This window comes from Brevibacillus schisleri (genome assembly GCF_055685845.1).
In genome coordinates this window covers 3,345,807-3,364,206 of sequence record NZ_JBVNDM010000001.1, presented here as the reverse complement: position 1 = coordinate 3,364,206, position 18,400 = coordinate 3,345,807, and the positions used below count along the sequence as shown (strand labels likewise).

3 protein-coding genes are annotated in these 18,400 nt (G+C 47.5%); all 3 read left to right on the top strand.

Annotated elements, in window-relative coordinates; all coding sequences use genetic code 11:
* The first annotated feature begins 37 nt into the window (after positions 1–37).
* Genes ACUUHJ_RS16015 through ACUUHJ_RS16005 form a run of 3 tightly spaced genes read left to right on the top strand, consistent with a single transcriptional unit; the run spans position 38 to position 18,349 of the window.
* A complete protein-coding gene (locus ACUUHJ_RS16015) occupies positions 38–1,198 on the top strand; it encodes an acyl-CoA dehydrogenase family protein (RefSeq protein ID WP_472301203.1) in 1,161 nt (386 codons plus the stop codon).
* Complete coding sequence (locus tag ACUUHJ_RS16010; protein ID WP_472299333.1) at positions 1,195–13,722, top strand: amino acid adenylation domain-containing protein; 12,528 nt, start codon at positions 1,195–1,197, stop codon at positions 13,720–13,722. Before ACUUHJ_RS16015 ends, ACUUHJ_RS16010 begins: the two co-directional genes overlap by 4 nt.
* A complete protein-coding gene (locus ACUUHJ_RS16005) occupies positions 13,715–18,349 on the top strand; it encodes a beta-ketoacyl synthase N-terminal-like domain-containing protein (protein ID WP_472299332.1) in 4,635 nt (1,544 codons plus the stop codon). Before ACUUHJ_RS16010 ends, ACUUHJ_RS16005 begins: the two co-directional genes overlap by 8 nt.
* Positions 18,350–18,400: the final 51 nt, after the last annotated feature.

The window sequence follows — 18,400 nt, the reverse complement described above, 5'->3', positions numbered from 1 at the left end:
TCATAATCACATTTTATATGATGGGGATTGAATGAAAATGAAGATAACAAGCCCGCATAGCATTCTTGAAGAAGTAAGACAATTTGCAGACGAAGAAATTAGGCCATATGCTACTGATTTTGAAAAGCAACAAGCACTCCCAAGGGAACTAATCAAAAAAATGGGGAACAAACGATATTTGGCTGCAAGCTTTTCTGAGCAATATGGGGGCTTGCAGCTGCACCCGCTTGAATATGGGAGTATGGTTGAAGAGATTGGCAAAGGCGCTTTGTCTGCTGCGATGCTCCTCACGGTTACAACCGGATTGGTAGGCGAAACACTCATCCGCTGGGGGACCGAGTACCAAAAAAAACAGTACGTTCTTCCCATCGCGAGCGGGGAGAAGATCGGTGCTTTTGCGTTGACTGAGCCGGGCGTGGGAAGCGGTGCGAAGGATGTGCAAACCTCTTACGAAAAAGTAGGCGACAAATATCGGATAACGGGGCGCAAGAAATGGATATCGTTCGGAGAGATTGCCGACTTTTTTATTGTCATAGCGTCGGACTCATCGGGGAATGGCATCAGTGCCTTTATCGTCGACCGTGAACAAGAGGGAGTTCGCGTTCAAAAGATACAGGGGCTGCTCTCTTGTGCAGCTTCACAGCTTGCGGATATTGAATTGACGAACGTAGAAGTGGGCAGCGAGAGGCTGATCGGCAAGGAAGGAATGGGCTTCACGGGTGTTGCCAACTTCGCTCTGGATCAAGGAAGATTTAATGTCGCCTGGATGGGCGTCGGGTTGGCACAGGAGGCGTTGGAAGTAATGGTTACGTACGCGAGAAAAAGAACCCAATCCGGAGAGAAAATCTTTAACTTTCAACTAATCAAAGGCATCATTGGAGACGCGACTACGAACGTTCATGCTGCCCGTTCGCTATGCAAGGAGGCTGCTCGGATGCGTGCGGATAATCACCCTGATGCGATCGTACAAACGACAATGGCGAAATACTTTTCGTCAGTGGTGGCCAACAAGGTTGCCTCCGATGCAGTTCAAGTCCTCGGCGCTAATGGTTGCTGCAACCTCTATCCGGTAGAACGGCTTTTTCGAGAGGCGAAAGTACTGGAGATCATTGAAGGGTCTTCTCAAATTCAGCAGCAAATCATTGCGATGCATGCTGCAAATAGACATTATCAGCCTAAGAGGGTTACGGAACTATGAAAAAATTAGATGCCAATCAAGTCAGCGACATCATTTCTCTTAGTCCGATGCAAGAAGGAATGCTGTTTCATTACTTAAAAGAACCAGACAGCTCGCTATATTTCGAACAAATCAGCTTGCATATTTCCTCAGATGTAAATGTTACTGCTTTTCAACAGGCTTGGCAGCACGTCGTCTCAGTAAACGAGATGCTACGTGCCGTTTTTCGATGGGAAGGGGTAAAAGAGCCTCTTCTCATCATCGTAAAAGAGGTACAAGACTTTCTACGAGTCATTGATGTATCGGAACAGACGCGAGAGGACCGTAACGCATTTGTGGCAAAAATACTGGACGAGGATCGAGAAAACAAGTTTGATTTGAGGGAAGGTGCGTTTCGAATCAGCCTGTACAAATTGGGTGACGAAGACTTTCAACTGATCATGAGTCATCACCATATTCTGTTTGACGGATGGAGTACGGGCATCCTTTTGTCTGAATTTATAGAGGCGTACCAACAACTGCTGGATCAGCGTCAGCTGTCCGTTCCCTCGAAAAGGAAAGGTAAAGACTATATCAAATGGATCCAGAAAAAAGACAAAACTGAGCAAGAAAGCTTCTGGACCACATATCTGCAAGACGTAAATCCGGTCTGGCTTCAGGAGATCATTCCAGCGAATCGCGCTAGCAGTCAGGATGATGAGGGGAAAAAGCAGATCCGTCTGGAACTACCTCAGTCACTACACGATGAAATCAAGCGCCAAGGAAAGCACTCAGTTAGTTGTTATCTGTATGGGGCTTGGGCGTTGCTGCACTATTTTTATACAGACAGCAAAGATGTAGTTTTTGGAACGACCATCTCAGGGAGGGAAGAGTCTCTCGAGGGAATCGGTGAGATGGTGGGTTTATTTATCAATACGTTGCCACTTAGAATGGCGATCGATCCAGATGAATCTCTCCAGGCATTTTTGGAAAAGGTGTTTGCCTCCATGAATGCTCGAAAACACTTTAGTTCTACCCCATTGCGGGATATAAAAAAATACAGTGCGTTGCCGTTTGAAAAAGAGCTATTTGATGCAATTCTTGTCATTGAAAATTATCCGCTTCAACATCATTCGAATAATCGGAATATTGTTATTGATTCCTTTTCATATAGAGAAGAAACCAATTATCCGCTCACGATCTTTATCACGCTGTGGAATTCGATTCAGTTTGTTGTCGACTATGACAATCGCATCTATAGCGAGACATTCGTAGAGGAACTATGTGCGCGCTATCAGACGATACTTTCTTGGCTTGTAGAACAGCCGCTTGCAAGCATTCGCGCTGTTGACTTTCTCTTTCCCGAAGAAAAACAGAAGCTGCTGTATGAGTGGAATGATACAAAAGTGTGGGTGCCATCCGAGAAAAGCATCTCACAGTTATTTGAAGAGCAGGTATGTAAAACACCGGATCGTATTGCACTTATATACCAAGACCAATGCTTCACGTATCGGCAAATCAATGAGCAAGCGAATCAGTTGGCAATTTTATTACGGGATGTGGACATTCACTCCAACCAGTGCGTGGGTCTGTTCATGGACAGGAGGCCAGAACTGTTAATCGCCATGCTCGGAATATTAAAAGCCGGCGGCGCCTATGTGCCAATTGATCCGATGCTGCCACTCGAACGTTGCTCGACGATGCTTGACGACGGGCATGTAAAAGTAGTGATTTCCGAGCAGAAATACGGCGATATACTAGCTGCTCTTCAAGCGAAGTGTCCAGCTTTCCAAACCGTTGTGTGCATGGATCATACAGAGAGCGAAGGGTATTATGGCTTGCAAGACATACAGCAACGCGCGCGGGAAGTGACAATTGCTCCGCCTTCGTCGGGTGATCTGGCTTATGTGATTTATACATCCGGATCGACAGGGGTTCCCAAGGGTGTGATGATCACACACGAAAACGTCGTGAATTTCATCTACGGAATGGAAAAAGAGATCGGTTTTGAGCCTGATCATGCCATACTCGCTCTCACTACTTATTCTTTTGATATTTTTGTCCTGGAATCATTGGCGCCGCTATGTCTTGGAATGAAAATCGTATTGGCGAACGATATTGCGCTAAAGGACCCAGATGAAATAATGCGATTGATCGAAGCCAATTCGGTTACGATTCTCCAAGCGACTCCATCTCGGATGAAAATGCTTGTGAATTCATCACGTGCTAACAGCCTGCAGCAATTGAAAAAGATATTGATCGGCGGAGAAGGACTGCCGGAACATTTATATCAATCTTTGCGCGAAATAACTAAGCAGCCGATTTACAATGTCTATGGCCCGACTGAAACGACTGTGTGGTCTACTGTCCACCTGCTTGATGAATCGATTGCCATCGGAAAACCTATTGCCAATACGGGAATCTATCTCTTGTCGAAAGAGAGGACATTGCGCCCGCTCGGGTACCCGGGTGAACTGTGCATCTCAGGAAAAGGAGTGGCGAAGGGATACTTAAACCAGCCTCTACTCACTGAGGAAAAATTTATACCTCATCCATTTCAACCAGGCGAAAAATTATATTCTACGGGTGATTATGCCTATTGGCTGCCAGATGGAACGTTGCAGTTTGTTGGACGAAAAGACGATCAGGTCAAAATCAGGGGACATCGCATAGAAATTGCCGAGGTTGAAAGCACCCTGAAAAAATTTCCGTCAGTAAAAGATGCCGTTGTCATAGAGATAAAAGAAAAGAATGATTCGGCTCTGGCTGCGTATATGGTCATCGATGGCGATTTCAACTGGGCAGATTGTAAAGATTTTCTAAAGGACAAGCTGTCTTATTACGCCATTCCGTCTTTTTACTACCGTATACAAGCAATTCCGTACACCAGCAATTTGAAAGTGGATCGAAAAGCTTTGGTACAGCTCCAAAAAAATCCATTGAATGTTTCGGAAAAGACAGTTGAACCAAGGAGCGAGCTGGAAACAAAGATTGCTCAGATATGGAAAAAAGTACTGAAAATCGAGCGAGTGGGCATACACGACCGATTCTTTGATGTCGGAGGCGACTCGATCAAAGTCATTTATTTGTGTAATGAATTGAAAGCCGAATTCAATACGGAAGTTTCGATACAGACTATTTTCACCTATCCGACGATTTATGATTTCGCAAAATACTTCCATGCGAAAACCAAGGTTCACAGCATGACTACCCATACAAAAGATAAAAAGCCTAAAATCGTCCCGCTTCAAGCCATAGACATTCAAGACACGGATGTTGCCATCATTGGGATGGCTGGCCGATTTCCAGGAGCGGCTGACAAAGAGCAGTTTTGGAGCAACTTGGTGAACGGAACGGAAACAATCAAGTTTTATACGGATGAAGAAATGCAGGCATTCGGCATCGATCGCGAGTTGTTGAACAACCCCCATTTTGTTAAAGCAAAGGGGAAACTGGAGGATATCGATTGTTTTGATGCAGATTTCTTTGGATATACGGTTACAGAGGCCAAGCAGATGGACCCACAAATTCGCTTGCTTCATGAGTGTGCTTGGCATGCCTTGGAAGATGCAGGATATGAACCTGAAGCTTACCCAGGCCCCATCGGTCTATATGTCGGCTCCTCCTACAATATATACTGGGTTCCCGAAAAGTTTTCACCGTCTCTTTATGCCTCCGATCAATTTCAAATTTATCATGTTAACAGCAATTCATTTGCAACACTGATTGCGTATCGCATGAATTTGAGGGGTCCAGCTATCACGGTCCAAGCAGCTTGCTCCACTTCGCTGATTGCCGTCGATCGTGCCTACAAAGATTTGCTTTTTGGAGAGTGTGACATAGCAATAGCAGGAGCGGCTACAGTTTCTTTGCTGGACGAGATGGGGTATATCCACCAGGAGGGAATGATTTTATCAAGGGATGGACATTGCAGAGCCTTTGATAAAAAAGCATCAGGCACGGTGACCGGAAATGGCGTGGGGCTTGTCGTATTAAAACGATTGAAGGATGCACTTGCAGATGGGGATCATATCTATTCGGTTGTGAAGTCTTCTGCGGTAAATAATGATGGAAACCGTAAAGTGGGGTACTCCGCCCCGAGTGTTGAAGGACAAGCAGCTGTCATCCAGAAAGCAATCCAACGCTCCGGACTCGGGTCTACACAGCTCCATTATATTGAAGCTCATGGGACTGGAACGATTTTGGGTGATCCCGTTGAAATCGAAGGACTCAAAATGGCCTTTGATACGGATAAGAAAAACTATTGCGGAATTGGCTCCGTCAAGACGAATATCGGACATTTGGAAGCAGCGGCAGGGATTGCGGGTTTAATGAAAACATCCTTGTCGCTGAAGAACCGGATGATTCCGCCTACAATCAATTTTGATGAGGTCAATCCGCAAATCGATTTTCAGAATTCTCCTTTTTACCCGCACACGCAACTTCGTGACTTGCGAAGGGAAGATTTGTTCCCACTTCGGGCTGGTGTGAGTTCCTTTGGACAGGGCGGGAGCAACGCCCATGTGATTCTGGAAGAAGCTCCGCCCGTTATAAAGACGCCGACGAAAAGACGATTCCAAATCATAACGTTATCCGCGGAAAACGATACGGCGTTGAAGAAGATAAAAGGGCAGATTCGAGAGAATTTCCAGCGCAACCACAACATTCATTTAGCCGATGCAGCTTACACGTTGAAGGTAGGACGGAAGCGTTTTTCGCACCGCTCTGTATTCCTTTGTTCGGAAGTGAGACAGGCTATTGAAATATTAACGGAGAAGGACTCACGAAAGTCATTGGATTTCGTGGCTTCCGAACAAACGCCTTCCATTGTATTTATGTTTACGGGTCAAGGCGCGGAATACGTGAACATGGCCCTGGATCTTTACCGACACGAGACGATTTTTCGAGAGAAGTTGGATGAATGCTTCACGATTTTGCAAAAAATCTCTGGTGTCCGGTATCAAGACTATCTGTATCCAGAAAAGGCTGACAACCAAACAGGAACGGATATTCATAGACAGAGCATTTCCCAGCCTCTTCACTTTGCCGTTGAGTATTCTATGGCTTTGATGCTGATGGAGTGGCATATAACTCCTCTGAGCATGATCGGATACAGCATAGGGGAGTATGTGGCAGCGTGCCTAGCTGGAGTTTTCTCGCTGGAAGACGCCCTGTTTTTAACCTATCACAGGGGACGGCTGATGGAGGGACTTCCTGAAGGGACTATGCTAACGGTGCCGTTGCCGGAATTGGAATTGCTGGGCATGCTTCCAAATAAACTGTCGATCGCAGCAGTGAACGATGAGTCTTGTGTTGTCTCCGGGAGCAAGGAGGATATTGCCAAATTCCAATCTTCGCTGAAGCAAAACAAGATCATAAGCATGCGGCTTGCTATTTCGCATGCCGGCCATTCCAAGACGCTGGATTTCATGATGGCAGACCTAAGTGAATACGTTCGCAGCATTTCGTACCATCCACCTGTTATTCCGTTTTTCTCCAGTTTGACAGGTAATGCAATCACACCTGAGGAAGCTGTCGATCCCGAATATTGGCTTCGTCATTTGCGCGAACCTGTTCGTTTTGTGGAAGGGATTAAGAAGCTGGCAATGCATGATCATACCTTGTTTATCGAGATAGGGCCGGGACGAAATCTGTGCACGCTTGCGAAGAGGTTTTTGTATCCTGAGCGCAATCAACAGATTCTCGATACGATTCGAGTTGAGCAAATGAAAGTAGCGGATGATGAATTCTTTTTAAAGACAGTTGCACAATTATGGTTATATGGAATCGACATTGACTGGAAACGGTTTTACGGAGAAGAAAAGCGTAGGAGAGTTTCTCTGCCAGGATACCCGTTTGAAAAAAAGCGTTACTGGATAAACAATTTCCGTTTCGACACAAGCAGCCACGGCAAGCGGGTGAGTGCCAACGAGAAGCCGTTGCTTGGACAAGACCCCGTTTCGATTCAAGCCGTGCACAAGTTTACAACGAAAGAAGGAGCCATCGTTTCTCAGGTAGTATCCGAAATCATCGGAGGACCTCATGTTGGGGAAGATGATGATCTGTTTGAATCAGGATTTGATTCGCTTAAAGTCATTTCACTTGTCTCCAAAATGACAGATACGTTTCAAGTGCATTTGACGATGCAAGAGGTATTCGAGCATCCTACGATCCGGGAACTGGTGCCGCTAATCATGCAAAAAACGCCGCAGACGGCAGTCGTGATCCCCAAAGCAAAGGAAGCGCCGCACTACCCGGTATCATCCCAGCAAAAAAGGCTGTATGCCCTACAGCAATTTGATGAGAACAGTACAGCATACAACATCCCGGGTGTGTTCCTCCTGCATGGAATAGTCGATCGGGAACGATTGCAGGCTGCATGCGATGGATTGCTGCAACGGCATGAAGCTCTGCGGACGTGTTTTGAGCTGATCGGACAAGATCTGGTGCAAAAAATCGTTCCAGAAGCCTCTTTTGCGATTGAATATGTGGAGATGCCGGGGACAAGTGTAGAGGAGACATTGGAGGGCTTCAGTCGCCCGTTCGCACTGGACCAAGCACCGTTGCTGCGAATTCGCCTGGTCTGCGTAGAAAAAGAACGCCATGTCATGCTGATCGATATGCATCACATCATTTCTGACGGACTGTCGAGTGAACGGCTGGTTAGTGATTTTCTGGCCTATTACGATGGGCAGATCTTGGGGGACCCAAAGATTCAATACAAAGACTTCGCTGTATGGCAGCAAAGCAGGGACACAGCATTTTGGCAAAAGGAAGCAGATTTTTGGTTACAGCAATATAAGGACGGCTACGAAACACTTGATTTGCCGACCGATTACCGGCGTCCTTCGATCAAAAATTTTGCCGGGTCGATTAGTCGGTTTGTTTTGGCGGATGAGAAGGCTGCTGCACTCCGAGAGTTTTGCCGCACGCAACAACTAACGCCGTTTATGCTGCTGTTTGGCTGCTTCTCCATCCTGCTGGCCAAATACAGTGGTCAAAATGAAATCCTGATCGGAACCCCGGTTGCCGGTCGTTTCGGTGTGGAGACTGAGGAGACTGTCGGGGCTTTTGTTAATACACTCGCACTGAGAAGCTACCCAGAAGGGGGCAAGCGCGTAGTTGATTACCTGCAAGAGCTGAAAGCGTACTGCCTGCAAGCATTTGAGCATCAATGCTATCCTTTTGAAGAGCTTGTGCAACAAATCGAGAAGGAACGAGATCTCAGTCGTAATCCTCTGTTTGACACGATGTTTACGTGGGAACAGCGGGATCGCAGCCAATTGATTATCCATGGAGTAGATGTGAACCGTTATGACTTCCACAGCGGCATCGCCAAGTTTGACCTGATGATGCAAACGTGGGAAGAGCAAGAGGAGTTAGGATTTGCCATCGAGTACGCGACCGCGCTGTTTACTGCATCCACAGTTGAGCGCATGGGAAGACATTTCCAGCAGACCGTCGACGAAATTTTGCAGTCCCCTGACCAACAAATCAGGGAGATTGGTTTGATTTCAGCGGAAGAAGAGCACCTGCTCCGTGAAGGGTTTAACCAGACACAGGTGAATGAGGACTGGAGCCAAAGCGTCATTGCTCTTATCGAGGAACAGGCCAGTGTGCGGGGCCATGAAAGTGCAGTTGTGTGGGAAGGGCAGAGCCTGACATACCGCGAGTTGAACGAACGGGCGAATCAGGTCGCTCGATGTTTACTCGAACAAGGTTGCGAGAAAAATCAGATTGTGGGCATCATGGCAGAACGCTCCTTTGCCATGATCATTGGGTTGCTCGCCATTGAAAAGGCGGGATGTGCTTATCTGCCCATCGATCCCACTACCCCAGCGGAGCGAATCCAGTATATGGTCGAAGACAGTGGAATCCGCATCGTCTTGAGCCATGCGGGACTTGTTGGCATAGCAAACGCTGCGGGCGTAGGCGTCTATGATTTGGAAGATGCCGCGCGATACGCGGGTTATGAGTGTACCAATCCAGGCATACAGCTTCATCCCGATGATTTGGCCTATGTGCTCTATACATCGGGCTCCACAGGTAATCCGAAAGGCGTCCTTTTAACCCATGGCGGTATGGCAAACCGATTGCGCTGGATGGCCGATCAATACGGGATGGATGACAAGGAGGTCGTGCTGCAAAAGACCACCTATACGTTTGATGTTTCCGTGTGGGAGCTGTTTCTCCCGCTCATGATCGGCGGGGTATTATGCTTGGCGAAGCCGGGGGGAGAAAAAGATCCCGATTATCTCTACAACCTCATCTGCGAGCAGGAGGTTACGACGCTGCATTTTGTGCCTTCCTTGCTCGCAGGGTTCCTTCATGCGCTGCCGGAAGCAGCTTCCTTTTCCCGATTGAAGCGCTGCATCTGCAGTGGTGAAGAGCTGAGCATCGAAGTAAAGGATCGCTTCTTCCGAAAAATGCCGGGAGTGGAATTGCACAATCTGTACGGCCCTACCGAGGCGTCCATTGACGTCAGCTACTATGAGGTTCAAGAAGAAGACCAGCTCATCCCTATCGGCAAGCCAGTGGCAAATACCCGCTTGTACATCGTCACGGAAGAGGGCGGATTTGCGCCGATTGGCGTTCCGGGAGAGCTGTGCATAGCAGGTGTCCAAGTGGCGAAAGGCTATCTCAACCGTCCAGAGCTGACAGCGGAAAAATTCAAGGAGCTGCCGATTCTTCCAGGAGAGCGGCTGTACTTCACGGGAGATTTAGCCCGTTGGCTAGAAGACGGGAACATTGCCTATTTGGGCAGAAAAGATACGCAGATCAAGCTGCGGGGCTTCCGGATCGAATTGGGAGAAATTGAATCGGCTATTCAAGCTTATGCAGACCAAATCGAAACAGTTGCAGTACTCAGCCAAGGGACGCAGGCTGAGAGCAAGGTACTGTGCGCTTATTTTAGCGCCAAGGACAAGATCGATATAGACAAGCTGAGGGCATATTTGCAACGACATTTGCCGGTGTACATGGTTCCCGTCCATTACCAACAGCTCGATGCGCTCCCTTATACCTCCAGCGGAAAGATCGATAGAAAATCGTTGCCGCAAGTAACAGTAAGCGACAACATAGAAATGCCATCTCCTGAAATCTTTAGGAGGAAAGAAGGACAGCTTCTGGTTTCCATTTTTAAAGAGACGCTAAACATTGAGAACCTTTCCTCCACAGATCATTTTTTTGAATTGGGAGGCAATTCGTTAGCAGCAATTGTATTAAAATCAAAGATTTCCGCAGCCTTCCAAGTGCAGTTGACGATGCAGGAGGTGTTCGAGCATCCTACGATCCGGGAACTGGTGCCGCTCATTCTGCAAAAAACGCCGCAGACGGCAGTCGTGATTCCAAAAGTATCGGAAGCGCCGTACTACCCGGTATCATCCCAGCAAAAAAGGCTGTATGCTCTACAGCAATTTGATGAGAGCAGTACGGCATATAACATCCCGGGTGTGTTCGTCCTGCAAGGAATGGTGGATCGGGAACGTTTCGAGGCTGCGTGCGATGGATTACTACAACGGCATGAAGCGCTGCGGACGTATTTTGAGCTGATCGGACAAGATCTAGTGCAAAAAATCGTACCGGATGCATCTTTTGCCATTGAATATGCGGAGATGTTGGGAGCAAGTGTAGATGAGACGCTAGAAGGCTTTGTTCGTCCGTTTTCGCTGGACCAAGCACCGTTGCTGCGAATTCGCCTGGTCTGCGTAGAAAAAGAACGCAATGTCATGCTGATCGATATGCATCACATCATTTCCGACGGGCTGTCGATTGAACGGCTGGTGAATGATTTTCTAGCCTATTACGATGGACAGACCTTGGGCGAACCAAAGATTCAGTACAAAGACTTCGCCGTTTGGCAGCAAAGCAGAGACACAGCATTTTGGCAAAAGGAAGCGGATTTCTGGTTACAGCAATACAGGGACGGCTACGAAACGGTTGATTTGCCGACTGATTACCGTCGTCCTTCGATCAAAAATTTCTCTGGAGCGCTTAGTTGGTTTGTCTTGGAGAATGAGAAGGCTGCTGCACTTCGGGAGTTTTGCCGTACGCAGCAACTGACGCCGTATATGCTGCTGTTTGGCTGCTTCTCCATCCTGTTGGCCAAATATAGTGGTCAAAATGAAATCATGATCGGAACCCCGGTTGCTGGTCGTTTCGGTGTGGAGACTGAGGAGACTGTCGGGGCTTTCGTTAATACGCTCGCACTGAGAAGCTACCCGGAAGGGGACAAGCGCGTAGTTGATTACCTGCAAGAGCTGAAAGCGCACTGTCTGCAAGCGTTTGAGCATCAAAGCTATCCATTTGAGGAGCTTGTGCAGCAAATCGAGAAGGAACGAGATCTCAGCCGCAATCCTCTGTTTGACACGATGTTTACGTGGGAACAGCGGGATCGCAGCCAATTGATCATCCGTGGTTTGGATGTCCAACGTTATGACTTCCACAGCGGCATCGCCAAGTTTGACCTGATGATGCAAACGTGGGAAGAGCAAGGGAAGATAGGATTTGCCATCGAGTACGCGACTGCGCTGTTTACTGCATCCACAGTTGAGCGCATGGGCAGACGTTTCCAGCAGATCGTCGACGAAATTTTGCAGTTCCCTGACCAACAAATCAGGAAGATTGGTTTGATTTCTGTGGAAGAAGAGCACCTGCTTCGAGAAGGGTTCAACCAAACGCAGGTGAATGAGGACTGGAGCCAAAGCGTCATTGCTCTTATCGAGGAACAGGCCAGTGTGCGGGGCCGTGAAAGTGCAGTTGTGTGGGAAGGGCAGAGCCTGACATACCGCGAGTTAAACGAACGGGCGAATCAGGTCGCTCGATTCTTGCTTGAACAAGGTTGCGAGAAAAATCAGATTGTGGGCATCATAGCAGAACGCTCTTTTGCCATGATCATTGGATTGCTCGCCATTGAAAAGGCGGGATGTGCTTATCTTCCCATCGATCCCGCTACTCCAGGAGAGCGAATTCAGTACTTGCTCGAAGACAGTGGAATCCGTATCGTCCTGAGCCATACAGAGTTGATTGACAAAGTCCCTTCTATGGGAATTACAGAGATTGCCGTCTATGATTTGGAAGATACAGCCCGATACGCCGGTTTTGAGTGTACCAATCCAGGCATACAGCTTCATCCCGATGATTTGGCCTATGTGCTCTACACATCGGGCTCCACAGGTAATCCGAAAGGCGTCCTTTTGACCCATGGCGGTATGGCAAATCGATTGCGCTGGATGGCCGATCAATACGGGATGGACGACAAGGAGGTCGTGCTGCAAAAGACCACCTATACGTTTGATGTTTCCGTGTGGGAGCTGTTTCTCCCGCTCATGATCGGCGGGGTATTATGCTTGGCGAAGCCGGGGGGAGAAAAAGATCCCGACTATCTCTACAACCTCATCTGCGAGCAGGAGGTTACGACGTTGCATTTTGTGCCTTCCATGCTGGCAGGGTTCCTTCATGCGCTGCCGGAAGCAGCTTCCTTTTCCCAATTGAAGCGATGCGTCTGCAGCGGTGAAGAGTTGAGCATCGAAGTAAAGGATCGCTTCTTCCGAAAAATGCCGGGAGTGGAATTGCACAATCTGTACGGCCCTACTGAGGCTTCAATTGACGTCAGCTATTATGAGGTTCAAGAAGAAGACCAACTCATCCCTATCGGCAAACCAGTGGCGAATACCCGCTTGTACATCGTCACGGAAGAGGGCAGATTCGCACCGATTGGCGTTCCGGGAGAGCTGTGCATAGCAGGTGTTCAGGTGGCGAAAGGCTATCTCAACCGTCCAGAGCTGACAGCGGAAAAATTCAAGGAGCTGCCGATTCTTCCAGGAGAGCGGCTGTACTTCACGGGAGATTTAGCCCGCTGGCTAGAAGACGGGAACATTGCCTATTTGGGCAGAAAAGATACACAAATCAAGCTGCGGGGTTTCCGGATCGAATTGGGCGAAATTGAATCGGCTATTCAAGCTTATACAGACCAAATCGAAACAGTTGCAGTACTCAGCCAGGGGACGCAGGCTGAGAGCAAGGTACTGTGCACGTATTTTAGCGCCAAGGACAAGATAGATACAGGGAAGCTGAAGACACATTTGCAACGGCATTTGCCCGTGTACATGGTTCCCGTCCATTACCAGCAGCTCGATTCGCTCCCTTATACCTCCAGCGGAAAAATTGACAGAAAATCGCTGTCACGTATCCAAGTGGGCTTGGAAAAAGAGAAAGTGGTTCTTCCCAAAACCGAGATGGAAAAACAATTGTCACTCCTCTGGAAAGAAGTATTGCAGATCGACAAGGTCAGCATACGTGATGACTTCTTCCAGATTGGAGGCAATTCCCTCAGTGTCATCCACTTGCATAAGCTGCTGATAGAAAAGATAGATCAAGACATTTCGATAGCCAATCTGTACAGGTATCGAACCATCGAATCTTTCCTGACTTATGTAAACCAGAAAACAAATGCAGACAGTCTGCAATCGATTCCAGAGCCAAGGCGTAGAGAGTTGTTGCTTCAGGGTAATGCCAAAAGATCACAACGATTATCAAAAAGAAAAGGGATAAATAGTGATGAGTAAACAACTAAACGGACTCGAGATTGCCATTATTGGCATGGCGGGAAGATTCCCGGGAGCGCAGGACATCGAAGGCTTTTGGAGCAATCTGGTAAATGGTAAAGAAACGATCACGTTTTTTTCCCAGGAGGAACTGGCAGATAGTGAAATGGACCCGGAAATGCTTTCTCGTCCAGACTATGTTCGGGCAAAAGGCTACCTGGAGAACTGTGAACGTTTTGACGCTTCATTTTTTAACTATTCTCCTCTTGAAGCCGAGGTAATGGACCCACAAGTTCGTATTTTTCATGAATGTGTCTGGGAAGCGCTTGAGGATGCAGGATATTGTGCTGACACTTACTCGGGCTTGATCGGAATGTATGCGGGAGCTGCCAGTAATCTTTATTGGCAGTCCCTTTCTTTTTTATCCGACAGCTCAAAGTTGCTCGGACCATTTTCGGCTAACCAGTTAGCAAACAAAGATTTTATGTCCATGCAAATCTCGCATCGGCTGAATCTAAAAGGACCGAGTATTACCGTCAATACAGCCTGCTCCACATCGCTAGTGGCTGTCCATCTTGCCGCACAGGCATTGTTAAACGGTGAATGCGATATTGCCTTGGCAGGGGGTGTCAGCGTCTCTTTGCCATTGAAGTCGGGTTATCAGTATCAGGAGGGCATGATCTTGTCTCCGGATGGACATTGCAGGCCGTTTGACGAGGATGGCGAAGGATCAGTACCAGGCAATGGGGCGGGAGTCGTCGTTTTGAAACGATATGAGGAAGCAGTTGCCGATGGAGATCATATCTATGCGGTGATAAAGGGCTCCGCGATTAATAACGATGGAACCCGAAAAAGCGCCTATACTGCTCCGAGTATCGAAGGGCAAGTTGAGGTGATCCAAACGGCGCAGCAACTGGCTGAGGTTGATTTTGAGAGCATTCAGTTTGTAGAGACACACGGCACAGGTACCATACTGGGGGACCCGATTGAACTGGAAGCGTTACGTACGGCCTTTGGCAGCGGTGAAGGGGTATGTAGGATCGGTTCGGTAAAATCTAACATCGGCCATCTCGATGTTGCTGCAGGGGTAGCGGGCCTTATCAAAGCAACGCTAAGTTTGCAGCATAAATTATTGCCTCCAACCCTGCACTTCAAAAAGCTGAATCCAAAAATCGATCTGTCCGATTCTCCCTTTGTGATTAATTCCAAGCTGATCGATTTATCCACAGTCAGCGACACACTGCGGGCAGGAGTGAGCTCCTTCGGGATAGGAGGCACCAATGCGCATGTCATTCTGGAAGAAGCACCCTCTTTATTAAAGTCGTCAAAGGGCAGAGGATCTCAGCTCATCCTGATTTCAGCTAAAAGCGAAAGTGCTTTGGATCAGTCCAGCAAAAATCTGTCCGACTATATCCGCAATAACCCGGATGTCTCATTGGCTGATTTGGCGTTTACCCTTCAGATCGGAAGAAAAGCCTTCGAGCACAGACGCTTTGTCGTTGCCAACCACACCGATGAATTGGCTGACATTTTAGAAACGGTTGGAAACGAAAAAGGAAAGCGTTCACGGAAAATTTTTACCAGTGCTATCGATCAGACAGATAAGAAAATCGTCTTCATGTTTCCAGGGTTGGGCAATCAATATGTAGAGATGGGACTCGGATTATATCGTTTCGAGCCATTATTTAAGAAAGAGCTGGATCACTGCTTTGATATTTTGGACCGTTACCTGGATGTGTCCATAAAAGAATGGATTTTTCCGCAAACAGATTGGGAACAAGCCACCCAAAAAATCAAGCAGATCGATATCAGCCAACTGGTCGTATTCATTTTTGAATACGCGCTTGGGAAGTATCTGATGGAGCTTGGCGTCAAACCTGCTTATATGATCGGCTACAGCTTTGGGGAATTTGCCGCCGCCTGCCTGGCAGGTGTTTTTTCACTGGAAGACGCCATTCGCGTGATTATTAGAAGAGGGCAGCTCATAAAGCTGACGGAAGAGGGAGCCATGCTCAGTGTCCCGATGACAGAAGCAGAGTTGGTGCCATTGCTTCCCGCGAATCTCTCCTTATGTATCGTCAATGGACCATCGTGCGTTGTGGGGGGAACCAAGGAAACGGTAGAGCAGTTTGAGGAACAGCTAAAAGCGTTGCGGCAAATATGTATTCGGTTGGACACTTCCCATGCGCTTCACTCCGATTTAATGAAGCCGATCAAGCAAGCATTTGCAGAGGAGATGAAGCAGATTCCGTTACACCCGCCACTCATCTCTTTTATTTCCAACATGACCGGTGACTGGATTACTGCCGAGGAGGCAACAGACCCAGACTACTGGGCGAGACAACTGACTGATCCAATCCGATTTGCTCGCGGCTTGCAAGAAATTTTGCAAGAAGACGCGCTAACCTTTATTGAAGTGGGACCTGACCGGAACCTAAGTGCGCTTCTGCGCTATTTTATTCAACGTGATTCGTCACATACGATTCTCAATATAATTCGAAACCCACAGGAAAAAGTAGACGATTTGTATTACCTGTACACCCGTTTGGGGCAGGTTTGGGGAGCAGGTCATGCCATTGATTGGATGAAGCTGTACCAATATGAGAAGCGAAATCGACTATCTTTGCCAACCTATCCATTTGAGCGCGAATATCATTGGTTGGATGGTAATCCGTTTCACAAGTTGAACGACAAGCAAACCGCCAGAAAATTGATAATGCAAAAAAAGCCGCACATCGAGGATTGGTTTTATGCCCCTCTTTGGCAGCAAAAGGTATTGCCTCCCAATGCCAAACTGGCTGATCAGCAGACTTTTCTTGTGTTTGCCAATCGGGATTCGTTAAGCTGTGAGGTCATTCGGGAGCTGTCGTCTACTGGTCACATCCCAATCGTCATCTATGAGGGCGTTGAATTTGCAATCGACGAACGTGCTTATACGGTGAATCCGACTTCCTCTTCGGATTACGAAAAACTATTTGTCAGCCTGACAGAGAACAACATTCAAATCGATCATGTACTCCATTTGTGGAGTGCAGGGCATAAATCAATCGCACCTTTGGATGTTTTAGCTTTTCACAAGACGCAGCAAACTGGTTTTTATAGCATCATGTATATCGTTCGTTGCATACAGCGTTATGACAGGCACAGAGTCATCCGTCTGGCAGTTGTGACGAATGAAACGGTAGCCGTCACCGGGCAGGAAACGTTGTTCCCGGAGTATTCTCCGCTCATTGGGTTAGGCCATGTCATTCCGCAAGAATTGCAAAACATTCGTCATTTGACTGTAGATATTCAGTCCGCTGCGCTTGAAGCTGCGGAAGATGCAAAGCGGATGGCACAAATGGTGGTGGAAGAGTTTGCACACGAGGTTTCGGATCGATTGATTGCTTATCGCCATCTCCAGAGATGGGTTCCGAGCTATCAACCGATCAAGCTATCAGAAGCGAAGACGGATCCTTTTCGAAAAAACGGCGTGTATGTCATTACTGGCGGAGCAGGCATGATCGGTTGGATTATAGGCAGTTATCTGGCCAAACAGTATCAGGCTACGATTGCGATTATCCAAAGGTCGTTCCCATTGAAACAGGAGTGGGCAGACTGGCTGATGAGCCATCCTGAAGATGACCCGCGGAGCATGAGAATCCGCGAGATGTTGGAAGCAGAGCAATTGGGAGCCACCATAGAAGTTTATAGAGGACAGGTCGATGACTACCCGCAGATGTCCCATATCATTGCTGAGATCGAAGCAACTCATGGAAGTATTCATGGCGTCTTCCATTGTGCAGCAAACATGGGGGATCAATTTTTGAATCCGATCGATCAGTTAAATGAGGACCTCTGCCAAACCATTTTTAAGCCCAAAATAGATGGATTGCTTGTACTCGACCAAGTCTTGGAACAAAAATCGCTTGATTTCTGTCTGCTCATGTCTTCGACGGCAGCTGTGTTAGGCGGATATGGCTTTGCCGCGTACTCGGCAGCGAATGTCTTCATGGATTCCTATACGAATAAGAGAAATAAGCAACGCAGCGTAAAATGGAAAACCATTGATTGGGAGGCTTGGCGGAATCACGAAAAGGTCGAGATAGGGTACCAGTCATCGATCGGTGATCTGGCCATGACCCCGGAAGAAGGGATCGAAGCTCTTCGTCGGGTGCTATCAGTCGACCGCTATCACCATCTTGTCCACTCTCCCGGTGATTTGGAAATGCGGCTGGATCAATGGATTCGGTTTCAGGGGAGTCCTGAAGGAAATGCTGTAACAGTCAAAAGCGCACGTAAAAAACGGAAAAATACTTCTTCCATGGTTGATTATGAAAAGCCGTCCAATCAACTCGAGCAAAGAATAGCGGAAATTTGGGAGGAGTTTTTGGGAATCCAGGAGATCAGCACACATGATAATTTTTTTGATTTGGGAGCCACCTCACTAACGCTGATACGCATGAAATCTATATTGGACGAAGAATTGAATAGACAAATCCCGATTGTCGATCTTTTTGCCAACCCTACTATTTCTAGTTTGGCGAAAAGAATCCAGCAAGACGAAAACGATGCAAATGATGAATTCGAGGAAAAAAGGTTGAAAGAACGGGAAGTCGTTGGAAGAGACCTTTTAACTAAACAATTACATTTAAGGAAGAAGGAGTGAGGTGATCCATGGATAATTAAATGGCAAGACAGTTCCCCATAAACTAAAAAA